The sequence below is a fragment of the Sporosarcina ureilytica genome, assembly GCF_001753205.1.
GTDB lineage: Bacteria > Bacillota > Bacilli > Bacillales_A > Planococcaceae > Sporosarcina > Sporosarcina ureilytica.
The window spans coordinates 3,160,589-3,172,322 of sequence record NZ_CP017560.1 but is presented as its reverse complement, the minus strand read 5'-3'; the positions used below and the strand labels follow the sequence as shown (position 1 = coordinate 3,172,322).

Genomic DNA, 11,734 nt, shown 5'->3' with positions numbered 1-11,734 from the left:
ATAAAGAAATGGGTGATAATCTATGAAAATTTGCCATCTAACATCAGTCCATCTGCATACGGACACCAGAATATTTATAAAAGAATGCAAATCACTAGCAGAGGCTGGGTTTGAAGTCCATTTTGTTGTTCCAGATGCACCGACATCCATGATTGATGGTGTTCAAGTACATGGTGTTACTAAAGGAACTGGAAACCGTTTCAATCGAATGACGAAAACAGTAGACCGGGTATATAAAAAAGGATTGGAAATTGATGCAGATGTGTATCATTTTCACGATCCTGAGCTTATCCCCGTTGGATTAAAATTAAAGAAACATGGTAAAAAAGTTATCTACGATATACATGAAGATTTACCAAGAGCATTGTTATCAAAAATATGGATTAACCCATTAATCAGAAAACCGTTGGCATGGTTATTTGAGGTTTACGAGAACTATGGGGCTAGAAAATTTGATGTTTTAATGACAGCCACACCTTTCATTACGGAGCGTTTTAAAAATGTTAATACTAACACTATTAATATTAATAATTATCCATTGCTTAATGAACTTCAAAGTACTGAATTAGAAAGTGACCAAGAGAAACAAAAACAAGTTTGCTATGTGGGGGGATTGGGGCTAATAAGGGGTGCAAACCAGTTGTTGGATGCAGCTGATTTAATAAATGGTTCCATAAATATTGCGGGTCCAATTAATCCTCAAAAACTGGAAGAACAGATAATTGCCCATAATAATATAGAATATCTTGGTGTCATAAACCGATTGCAAGTGAAAGAATTACTTGCCTCGTCAGTAGCCGGGATAGTGACATTTTTACCTGAACCAAACCATATCAACGCACAGCCGAATAAAATGTTCGAATATATGTCGGCAGGAATTCCTGTTATTTGTTCTAATTTTCCATTATGGAGATCCATTATTGAAAAACATGATTGTGGAATTTGCGTAAATCCTGAAAATCCAATTGAAATTGCTTATGCTATTAACTACTTATTTGAAAATCCTGATATCGCCAAACGTATGGGGCAAAATGGAAGGAAAGCGGTAGAAACAGAATATAATTGGGAAAAAGAAAGCCAAAAACTAATTGAAGCGTATAAGAAATTACAAAATGATTAGGAGATGAGAATATGAGAATCCCAATGTTAGATCTCTCAGAGCAATACTCAAAAATTAAAGATGAAGTTCTTTCGAAATTAGATGAAGTGATGTCTTCTTCGCAATTCATACTTGGTAGTCACGTCAAGCAAGTTGAAAATGATATTGCCGAAATGAGTAAGACAAACCATGGAATTGGTGTAGGAAATGGATCCGATGCGATACATATTGCACTTCAAGCTGCGGGGGTTAGTGAAGGAGATGAAGTAATTACAACATCGTTTACTTTCTTTGCTACAGCTGGTTCAATTGCTCGTGCAAATGCGAAGCCTGTATTTGTAGATATTGATCCAGTAACATTTAATATTGATCCATCTAAAATTGAAGCCGCGATTACGGAGAAGACGAAAGCGATTATCCCAGTGCATTTATATGGCCAGATGGCAGATATGGATCTGATTATGGAGATTGCGAATAAACATAATTTACATGTCATTGAAGATGCTGCGCAAGCTATTGGTTCAACATACAAAGGCAAACAAGTTGGTGAAATGAGTAGTGCTGCTACTTACAGCTTTTTCCCTACCAAAAACCTTGGAGCATATGGTGATGGCGGGATGATTGTTTCAAATAATGATGAGATTGCTGAACAAGCACGCGTGATTCGTGTCCATGGAAGTAAACCGAAGTATCATCACCATATGCTAGGATATAACAGCCGTTTGGATGAACTTCAAGCAGCTGTATTAAATGTGAAGTTACCTCATTTATCCACATGGAGTGAAAATCGCCGGACACATGCAAATTATTACACGGAAAAACTTAATGATCTTGTTGGTGACTTTGTTATAATGCCAAATGAAGTAGAAGGTAATTATCATGTGTTCCACCAGTATACGCTTCGCGTTAAAAAAAGAGATGAACTACAAGCATTTTTGAAGGAGCAAGGGATTGCAACAATGATTTATTATTCGATTCCACTCCACTTGCAGCCGGTCTTTAAAGATTTAGGATATAAAGAAGGGGACTTACCAGAAACGGAAAAAGCAGCAGAACAGGCATTGTCACTACCAATGTTCCCTGAGTTGAAACAAGAGCAGCAAGACTATGTCATTGAGAAGATTGCGGAATTTTATTCATGAGGAAAATTTTAACGATTGCGGGAACAAGACCACAGTTAGTAAAAGTTGCAGCCGTTTCAAGAGTGATACGAGAATCATTTAATGAAGTACTTGTAAACACAGGCCAACATTATGATTACAATATGGCTGGTGTATTCTTTGACGAGTTAAATATACCAAAGCCAGATTACGATTTGGGTATCGGGTCAGATACACATGGACGTCAAACAGGTAGAATGATGATTGCTGTTGAGGAAGTTGTTGAGAAAGAAAAACCAGATGCGATTCTTGTTTATGGTGATACTAATTCAACATTGGCTGGAGCTACAGTAGCAAGTAAATTACATATTCCGATTATCCATATTGAAGCAGGACTTAGAAGTTATAATAAAGAAATGCCAGAAGAAATCAATCGGATTATGACAGACCATGTATCGACCTTGCTTTTTGCACCAACAGATCTTGCTGTTCGCAATTTAGCGAAAGAAGGTATATCTGATGGGGTACATCAAGTAGGCGACGTCATGTATGATGCGGTGCTTTATAACATGACATTGGCGGAGGAAAAACATACGTTAAGCGATTATAATTTGGTGAGCCGTGAATATGTATTGGGAACAATCCATCGTGCAGATAACACAGATAATAAAGAGCGCCTTGAATCAATTTTACAAGCCTTCTCAGCACTTAAAGAAAAAGTGTATTTACCGCTACATCCAAGAACGAAAAGTAAAATCGATACATTTGGTTTGAATTCTATTGTAGAGCAAGCAAGTAATATTGAAATTGTAGAACCGATTTCATATTTAGAAATGCTACTGCTCGAAAAACATGCGAAAGCAATTGTCACCGATTCGGGGGGCGTTCAAAAAGAAGCATATTTTGCAAAAGTACCATGTATTACTTTGCGCGACCAAACAGAATGGGTTGAAACAATTGTTACAGGATGGAACCAATTGGTTAATCCACTGGAAGTTAATCTAGCAGAAAAACTAGCGAATTTACAAGTAGGCAAACCAATCGACAATCTATATGGCGACGGGGAAGCTGCAAAGAAAATCAATTCAATTATAAAAAAATACCTTGAATAGTATAAAGCCAGTCTTTTTTAAGGCTGGCTTTTTCGAAAGGATGAGGATTAAATGTCGGTTCAAAAAGGCCAAAATGTAGTCATCAATCCAGATGTAAAACTTGGGGATAACGTAGTAATCGGAAATAATGTAGTTATCTATGAAGGTACTGAAATTGGAGACAACGTAATTATTCAGGACAATGCGGTCATTGGTAAACAGCCAACGCGTGCAAAAGCATCGATTCTGCCTGACGTCAAGAAGCTTCCACCTGCAAAAATAGGAGCGGGTGTAACAGTGGGAACATCTGCAATTGTTTATGCGAATGCGGAAATTGACGATGATGTATTTATAGCGGATTTAGCGACAGTAAGAGAACGAGTAACAGTTGGAGAGAAGACGATTGTTGGACGTGGTGTCGCAATTGAAAATGATTGTACGGTTGGTAGTAGATGTAAGCTCGAAACAAATTGCTATTTAACTGCTTACTCTGAAATCGGAGATTCCGTATTTATTGCACCGTATGTCGTTACAACGAACGACAACTTTATGGGACGTGGACAAGAGCGTTTTGATAAGTTTAAAGGTGTGACAGTTAAAGACGGTGGTCGAATCGGAGCAAATGCGACAGTTCTACCTGGAAAGGTGATTCACGAAGATGGAACAGTTGCGGCAGGGAGTCTGGTATCAAGAGATGTAGAACAAGAGAGTTTAGTTGTGGGGGCACCAGCGAAGGAATTCCGAAAGGTTCCGAAAGAACAATTATTGAGAAATCAGTAAGTGGGGTATTACTTTGAATATTTGGATATTTAATCATTATGCGGTTGGACCTGGTTCAGCTGGATTTACTAGACATTACGATTTAGCCAAGGAATTGGTGCAGAAAAACATAGAAGTTACTATAATTGCATCATCATTTAATTATCAAACAAGGGTAGAGGAACGCGAATATAAGAGAAATGAATGGTATCAAATAGAAGTTGTAAATGGAGTTAGGTTTGTTTGGCTTAAGACGGTTAAGTATAAAAAGAATGATTATAAACGGATTATAAACATGTTTGAGTACTCTTTTAAATCCTTTTTTGTAAAGAATAAACTTAATGACAATCCGACTCATGTGATAGGGTCACTAATGCATCCCTTTGCTGCTATTGCGGGAGCCAAAGTGGCGAAGAATAAAAAAGCTCTCTTCATATTCGAAGAAAGAGACTTATGGCCACAATCTATGATTGATCTAGGTAGCGTGTCTCCGAATAGCTTGAAGGTAAGGGTATTAAAAAGAATAGAGAAATGGTTAATTAATTCTGCAGATAAAGTATTGCTTCTATTTGATAAGGCTAAAAAATATATGATAGATAATGGTGTTCCAGAAGAAAAGCTAATGGTTGTTTCCAATGGTGTGGCGCTAGATAATTATGAAAAATCATATGAACAACTTCCCTCATCAGTTCAGCAGATTTTCGACAAGGTCAAAGGGAAATTCATAGTGGTTTATACAGGTGCGCATGGCATGGCCAACAATTTGGATATGGTATTAGATTCAGCAAAAGAATTACTAAATAAAAAAGAAAATGATATTCATTTCATATTATTAGGTAATGGGGTACATAAGGAAAATCTACTTAAGAGACAATTAGAAGAGGATATTGAAAATGTAACTTTTCTAGAACCTATAAATAAAGATTATATACCTAGTTTCCTAAATAAGGCCGATGTGGGGCTTCTTCCACTTCATGATTCACCTGTATTTAATTGGGGTATCAGTCCGAATAAGATGTATGATTATATGGCGGCAAAATTACCAGTTATTATTTTGACAGACATTGAGGAAGATGCTTTACATGAAAGTAACCCAAGTATTTTAATACGAAAAAATCAATCTGCGAATTTAGTAAGAAAACTTATTGCGTTAAATAATGATCATAGGCAGGCAGAGGAACTTGGAGAGTTAGGTTATCAGTTTATATCAGAACATTGTAGTTGGGAAGTACTTTCAAATCAGTTTTTAAAGCAACTGAATGAGTGAATGTTAATAGCTCGAAATCAGACGTTATAAGATTAATTTTTTGTAGTTTTATCACAAAGGAAAGTGTGGCACATGACATGCTTGAAGCATTAATTACGGACATAAATCAATATAGTCTTCTATTAATAAGTACTACTTCACGAAATTCTGTACAAATCAGTAGACTTCCAGATAAAAATCTTAATGGCCAACCTGTTGCAAATATTCTATTAACCGATCGGAAATTAGCCCAAGAACTTTTCAGGAAAATTGATGGTCAGATAGAAAACATTCTAATCGATGTTGAGAGAAAACAAGAAATCAATTTGATGGAAATCGCAAACGAAGTTATTAAGAGGTCTAGAGTACTTCCGTATAAACCCAATGATGTAACACTAGAGGCAGCAGATCAATTAATATTGCATCAGTTGGGTGTTGATTTAGCTGGTAAAAAAGTTCTTGTTTATGGTACGGGAAATATTGCATTTAAATTGGCGCTGCGCCTACTTGAAAGAGAAGTAGACGTACTCATAGAGGGACGAGACCCCGAGAAGATTCAATCTATAGTAACCACTCTAAATATGATAAAGCCTAGGTATTCATGTGCTGTTGCGCGACCCCATCAAGAACATATAGACTTTAAATATGATGGGTTAATATCATTTTTATCAAGTGAAAAAATCATTGAAACTAAAATGTCTATACATATTAAGCCAAGTGGTTTTGCGATAGATGGAGGTATTGGAAATTTCCAAGGAACATTTATTGCTGCTGCCTTAGAAAAAGATGTTTCCGTTTTACGATTGGATGTTCGTTTGGGCAACCCATTTTTATTTGCAGGAATAACATCTTTATCTGATGAAAATGAGTTTTTTAATACTGTGATTGGTTCTAATCAAGTAGGGAGTATGAAACTGGTTGCTGGTGGAGTTATTGGTGAAGCGGGATCTATTATTGTAGATCGCATTAAAAGTCCTACACAAATTATCGGGATAGCAAATGGATATGGAGGATTAAAAGATGAGAAACAATTTACAGAGGAAGACCGTAAAAACCTCCACTATGCAAAAGAAACCTTTATATAGAATATTTAAACGCTTATTCGATATTGTCTTTAGTTCGATTGCGCTGATATTGCTGTCACCTGTATTAATAGGCGTATCAGTCGCGGTCATTATTGAAGATAGAGGTTCTGTTTTATTCAAACAAAAGAGAGCTGGGCTAAATGATGTGCCGTTTCTTATCTATAAATTTCGATCAATGAAAGAGACTAAAGGTACAATTCAAGGTGAGAAAGAATCCCCATATAATTGGGAGAATGGTGTTCCAGATGACTTTTTTTTTAAAACAACAGATGGTATTAATCCGAATGTAACGAAAGTAGGGCGGTTCATTCGAAAGACTAGTCTAGATGAACTCCCACAGTTTTTGAATGTACTAATTGGAAATATGAGTGTCATCGGTCCACGACCAGAAATTGTTGAGATTACACGATGCTATAGCTCTGAACAAAAAAAACGTTTACTCGTAAAACCTGGTATCACTGGATGGGCTCAAGTAAATGGGCGTAGCGATAGTAATCATGGTGAAAAGATCAAGAATGATTTGTATTATGTTGAAAATAGATCAATGATGCTAGATATGAAAATCTTGTTTATGACGATTTACCAGACGGTGTTTGGTAAGGGGGCTATTTGAAGTTTAGACATTTCTAATGGCCTAATCTAAGTTGGATAATTGGTGAGAAGTAGCATGTAAGAATATTGGAAAGTATAGTTTAATTAAAATGCTAGATTAAGATAACCTCGATTTGTACGAAGCGATTTAGCTTCGTGCAAATCGAGGTTTTATAATAATACTGCGATTATTAAGTATGTTTTCATTTCGGGTTGTAGTATAATTGAACTATGTTTATATGGTGACACTAAGATAAGAGGAGGCGATTTCAGTATAACGAATAATAAAATGATTTATCAGAATTCCAGTAATTCTAAAATTGAAATAAATACCCGGTGCCAGTGGTCAAGCCCCATAAAAATGGACATGGAATAAGAACTTAAATTGTGCCACAATGCACCTTTACGATACGTAGTTAGGAAAGACGATGGCGATAAATAACCAAGTCTTTTCTGATTGCATTTTTTCGCGAAAAATAAAGCGTATTTCGGTAAATCCTCCAACAGTTGCTCAATTGTAGAAACCGTAAATAAAAGCGGGAATCCAACTTTCAAACTGTTTAAGCAATCAAATTAACAAATCGTAATGGTTCGTTATAATTTGTGTGAGCGACTGGACTGCTTCAGACTGAATACTAGAATGGCTTGATTTGTCCGTTAATTGATAACATGATAGGCTTTACTAGAATGCTAGTTAGTCCAAAAAAGATAAGGATGGTGTAAAAATGAGGAACACTTTCTTCAAAGGGATAGCAGTAGCTATTCTACTATTCTCTGCAGTAACTTTCAACCCTGTCATGGCAGCAACCGGAACAGCTACTGATGATTTCACATTGACAATTTTGCATACGAACGACACGCACTCACATCTTAAAACTACAGCTAAGCGTGCGGCACTCGTGAAAAAGTTACGTGAAGAAAACCCTGTGAATCTACTTCTTGATGCAGGTGATGTTTTTTCTGGCACACTTTATTTCAATGAGTTTCAAGGACAAGCGAGTTTGGCTGTCATGAATTACCTTCAGTACGATGCGATGATTTTTGGTAATCATGAATTCGATCTTGGCGGTTCTGATAATGGACATCAAGCATTATCAGAGTTTGTCACAGGCGCAGAATTCCCTTTCCTTGCCACAAACGTTGACTTCTCCAAAGATGATCATTTCGATGGTCTTCAATCGAAAACCATTACCGATGAACCAGAGAATGGTCACATCTATAATGGCATTATCAAAGAAATTAATGGTGAACAGGTTGGTATTTTTGGATTAACTACAGAAGAAACGGCGGATATCTCTAGCCCTGGAAACATTACATTTACAAACTATATAGAAGAAGCGCAAGAAGCGGTAGCCGCTTTTACAGAGGCTGGCGTGAATAAAATTATTGCTATTACACATATTGGTTTTGATGATTCAGACTTAGTAGATAACGACATCCTGCTAGCAAAAGGTGTTCCAGGTATTGACATTATTGTCGGCGGGCATACACATACCAAACTGGACGAGCCCTATGTTGTGAATGGAGATACGGAACCGGTACTTATTGTCCAGACTGAAGAATACAATAAGTTTCTTGGTCAGCTGGATGTCACATTTGATAAAGATGGCGTAATTACCGATTATAACGGCGTTCTTCATACAGTCAATCGTGAGGATGCTGAAATTGATGAAGAAGCAGCCGAGCTCATTAAAGAATACACTGACCAAGTAACCGAAACGGAGAAAAGACCAACTGGCGCAACAGCTGGGGTATTCCTAAGTGGACTTCGTGATTTTGGTGGTGTGCGAGCTGGTGAAACGAATCTTGGAAACGTCATTACTGATGGAATGCTTAAGAAAGCTCAAGAAATTAATCCAGACACAGTGATCGCTTTCCAAAATGGGGGTGGAATTCGTGAATCGATCCCAACTGGGCCAATTACGTACGGGGAAGCGATTTCCGTTCTCCCATTCGGGAATACACTCGCACTTATGGAATTAAGCGGTGAAGAACTGAAAGCCGTATTTGAGCATTCTGTAAAAGATTATCCTGCGGAGTCAGGTGGTTTCCTTCATGTTTCTGGCATGCAGCTTGTCTTTGACGGCGAAGCAGAACCTGGAAACCGTGTTCTATCCATGATTGTTAACGAAAAAGAAATTGAAATGGATAAAATGTACACAATTACAACAAACGTTTTCACCGCTAAGGGTGGGGATGGTTATACGATGTTAGAAGAAGCATATAAAGAAGGTCGAGGAAGTGAACCTGGCTTTAGCGACTGGGAGAATTTCGTTGACCATATGAAATCGCTTGAAACGATTACAACAGGAATTGAAGGTCGTATTCTAGCGAAAGTCCCATTTGATGATCTATCTTATAACGACTGGGCATACCCTTACATTTCAGATCTTTATTATCGCGATATGGTGAATGGTACGAGCGAAGCAACGTATTCCCCGCATCGAAACTTGACTCGTGCACAAGCCGCATCACTTATCGTTCGCGCACTAGATTTAAAAGCCGAGCATGAGGCGCCATTCGATGACCTCAATGGCTGGGCAGTCGAAACGCAAGAAGAGATTGCAGCTGCCTATGAAAATGGCATTGTTATCGGTAGGGATGGTAGTTTCGCCCCTGGAGAAAATGTCTCTCGTGCACAGTTGGCGCTCATGATCAAACGTGCTTTTGAAGTGCATACAGGCAAGGAATACATTGCCAATGTAACAGCGCCTTATACTGATTACGGTCGCTATGATGATGAAGCAATAAACGCGATCTCCATGCTTTATGAACTTGGCATTGCTACTGGTTCACAAGGAAAATATATGCCGAATCATTCAGCAACACGTCAACAAGCGGTTAAAATAGTCTCAAACTTTATTTATAATACTAAACAAGTTGAGAGTGCTGCTGTGAATAAGTAATATTCGATGCCAGTCACTCACACAAACTTGATATCCCAATGAAGAAAGGATTCACAGAGAGTAATCTCTGTGGAGCCTTTCTTTTTGTTCTTAAACCGCAATAACAGGTTGAAGTGACTTGTACTGGATGTTACCTCCCAATGTTGCAGTAGGAAATAGAGAATGGTTGTTTCAGCTCATCAAAATCGGTAATGATCGTCCTATTCATTTTGCACTAAACATAAAAAGAAGTAACTGCCTAATTCACTGGCTCAAATCAGTCCAGTATGGGGGGCGGTTACTTCTTTTTTTGGGACACTCTAATAAGGTCATTCTTATTAGTCATACAAGGATAAGATTCGCACAGGGCTCATGCACCCCAACAAACCGCCTAGTACGTCGAAATGATTTTTTTCGTAATCGTATCAACTTGTCGAGCGTAGTAGACGCCTTTACGGTGTTCTACTAAAATACTGTAAGCATACCATTTTCCGCTGGATGCGCGCGTATATCCTGAAAGAGCGGTTACCCCATTTAAACTCCCTGTTTTTGCGATGACACGATTTCTATAAGCGGTTTCAGTAAAGCGATTGCGCAACGTTCCGCCAACCAGTCGATTGCTATTTCCACCGTTAGGGAAACTGTTTAGCAACGTAGCGTAATGCGCTTCGTGTGGCTGTTTGACAAGAAATAATGTTTGTTGAATGGCGTTCACTTTATTTGAATGAGACATTCCCGATCCATCTTCAAAATTCCATTCATCCATCCCCAATCCGATGCTTTGTCCGTACGTTCGGATTACTTGAATTCCATGTTCCCAGTCACCCGTGCCATGAACACGTTTCCCCATCGTTTTGACGAGAATATCAGCGATTCCATTGTTGCTTAACTTCATGAATGTCGGCATCAGTTGCTTTAATGTTAGGGAGCGTTTTGTCCCTAACGAAACAGCGCCAGTAGGAACTTTAGCGTAAGTAACTGTGGATCCATTGGCAAATTGAATGCCTTGGGCGACCAATGTATTTTTGAATGAATGAAGTGTGCTTAACGTAGGGTTGAACATCGTTACCCATTCTTTTTTTCCGGTTCCTTGTGGTAAGTTGCCAGATACGATGACTTGATTGGTTCCGTGCTTTCTTCGAATCGTTAATGTATTTCTACTTCCACGGCTTCCCGTTTTCGCACTATTAATGATACGTAAACCGCTCAAATTTGGATGTACCGATATACTCGGTACACTCCCGACTTTAGATGCAGTGGCGGTAACAATTACAGTGCTGACGTCGTAATCATTGTCTGGGGAAGTTGTTATCGCAGAAATCGGCGCTGCGTAGTAAAACGTTTCATCATTTGGATGGATACCAGGGGATAAGCGACTGCCGCTAAACCACGTCTCGTCTCCATAAATGTTGCCGTTAATCTGTTTGATTCCTAATCTCTTCAATGTATTACTAAACGTCACAAAGTCTTTTACTTGTAGTGTCGGATCCCCCTCGCCACGGAGGTACAAGTTTCCGTGCAATACACCGTTTTGAATCGTTCCATCCATTAGCATTTGAGTGGAAAAGAAATAATCCTCACCGAGTACATTCATAGCAGCTGCGGCTGTCAAAGGCTTTAATGTCGAAGCTGGCGAAATGCGGTTATTTCCATTGTATTCATAGACTAGATTGCCACTATGTAAATCGCGAATCGCCATAGAAAATTTTGTTCCGGCTAGCTGCTGGTTCACCGTCAACGTTAAACTGCTGTTCGCTTCCGCATTCGTAAACGGAATAATGGAAGCGACTACCATTAAAATCAATAAGAGGTAAATCCTTAAACGTTTCTGCAAATAGTTTCCCCACCTTAGTATGTAGTACCATAGCGTTGGAAATC

The 11,734-nt window shown here is 38.4% G+C and carries 9 protein-coding genes; 8 read left to right on the top strand and 1 reads right to left on the bottom strand.

Annotation, left to right across the window (positions count from 1 at the left end):
- Positions 1–22: 22 nt before the first annotated feature.
- The 8 genes from BI350_RS15340 to BI350_RS15305 all read left to right on the top strand — a co-directional run bounded on the left by BI350_RS15340 (position 23) and on the right by BI350_RS15305 (position 9,877).
- Positions 23–1,120: a glycosyltransferase gene (locus BI350_RS15340; RefSeq protein WP_075528945.1), complete on the top strand. Its 1,098-nt coding sequence runs from the start codon at positions 23–25 to the stop codon at positions 1,118–1,120.
- An 11-nt stretch (positions 1,121–1,131) separates the two neighbouring features.
- Positions 1,132–2,241 (top strand): DegT/DnrJ/EryC1/StrS family aminotransferase, encoded by a 1,110-nt coding sequence (locus BI350_RS15335; RefSeq protein WP_075528944.1) that lies wholly within the window; start codon positions 1,132–1,134, stop codon positions 2,239–2,241.
- Positions 2,238–3,311, top strand: a complete 1,074-nt coding sequence (wecB, locus tag BI350_RS15330; protein WP_075528943.1) for a non-hydrolyzing UDP-N-acetylglucosamine 2-epimerase — start codon at positions 2,238–2,240, stop codon at positions 3,309–3,311. Before BI350_RS15335 ends, wecB begins: the two co-directional genes overlap by 4 nt.
- A 51-nt stretch (positions 3,312–3,362) precedes the next feature.
- Entirely contained in the window at positions 3,363–4,070 is a 708-nt protein-coding gene (locus tag BI350_RS15325) for an acyltransferase (RefSeq protein ID WP_075528942.1), read from the top strand.
- 13 nt (positions 4,071–4,083) lie between these two features.
- A complete protein-coding gene (locus BI350_RS15320) occupies positions 4,084–5,316 on the top strand; it encodes a glycosyltransferase family 4 protein (RefSeq protein WP_082295119.1) in 1,233 nt (410 codons plus the stop codon).
- A gap of 77 nt (positions 5,317–5,393) precedes the next feature.
- The gene (locus BI350_RS15315; RefSeq protein WP_155767548.1) at positions 5,394–6,380 is read left to right on the top strand and encodes a Rossmann-fold NAD(P)-binding domain-containing protein; all 987 of its coding nucleotides are present in this window, start codon (positions 5,394–5,396) and stop codon (positions 6,378–6,380) included.
- Positions 6,316–6,993: a sugar transferase gene (locus tag BI350_RS15310; RefSeq protein ID WP_245698271.1), complete on the top strand. Its 678-nt coding sequence runs from the start codon at positions 6,316–6,318 to the stop codon at positions 6,991–6,993. The genes BI350_RS15315 and BI350_RS15310 overlap by 65 nt, the downstream gene beginning before the upstream one ends.
- Positions 6,994–7,696: 703 nt before the next feature.
- Positions 7,697–9,877 carry a 5'-nucleotidase C-terminal domain-containing protein gene (locus BI350_RS15305; RefSeq protein WP_075528938.1) on the top strand — a complete coding sequence of 727 codons (2,181 nt, stop codon included), beginning with the start codon at positions 7,697–7,699 and terminating at the stop codon, positions 9,875–9,877.
- 370 nt (positions 9,878–10,247) lie between these two features.
- Here BI350_RS15305 and dacB read toward each other — a convergent pair whose 3' ends face one another.
- Complete coding sequence (dacB, locus tag BI350_RS15300; protein ID WP_082295118.1) at positions 10,248–11,690, bottom strand: D-alanyl-D-alanine carboxypeptidase/D-alanyl-D-alanine endopeptidase; 1,443 nt, start codon at positions 11,688–11,690, stop codon at positions 10,248–10,250.
- Positions 11,691–11,734 lie beyond the last annotated feature (44 nt).

What these genes read in the sequence shown, in the direction of transcription:
- BI350_RS15340 (WP_075528945.1), top strand. Translation starts at nt 23, where the DNA reads ATGAAAATTTGCCATCTAACATCAGTCCATCTGCATACGGACACCAGA.
- BI350_RS15335 (WP_075528944.1), top strand. Translation starts at nt 1,132, where the DNA reads ATGAGAATCCCAATGTTAGATCTCTCAGAGCAATACTCAAAAATTAAA.
- wecB (WP_075528943.1), top strand. Translation starts at nt 2,238, where the DNA reads ATGAGGAAAATTTTAACGATTGCGGGAACAAGACCACAGTTAGTAAAA.
- BI350_RS15325 (WP_075528942.1), top strand. Translation starts at nt 3,363, where the DNA reads ATGTCGGTTCAAAAAGGCCAAAATGTAGTCATCAATCCAGATGTAAAA.
- BI350_RS15315 (WP_155767548.1), top strand. Translation starts at nt 5,394, where the DNA reads ATGCTTGAAGCATTAATTACGGACATAAATCAATATAGTCTTCTATTA.
- BI350_RS15310 (WP_245698271.1), top strand. Translation starts at nt 6,316, where the DNA reads ATGAGAAACAATTTACAGAGGAAGACCGTAAAAACCTCCACTATGCAA.
- BI350_RS15305 (WP_075528938.1), top strand. Translation starts at nt 7,697, where the DNA reads ATGAGGAACACTTTCTTCAAAGGGATAGCAGTAGCTATTCTACTATTC.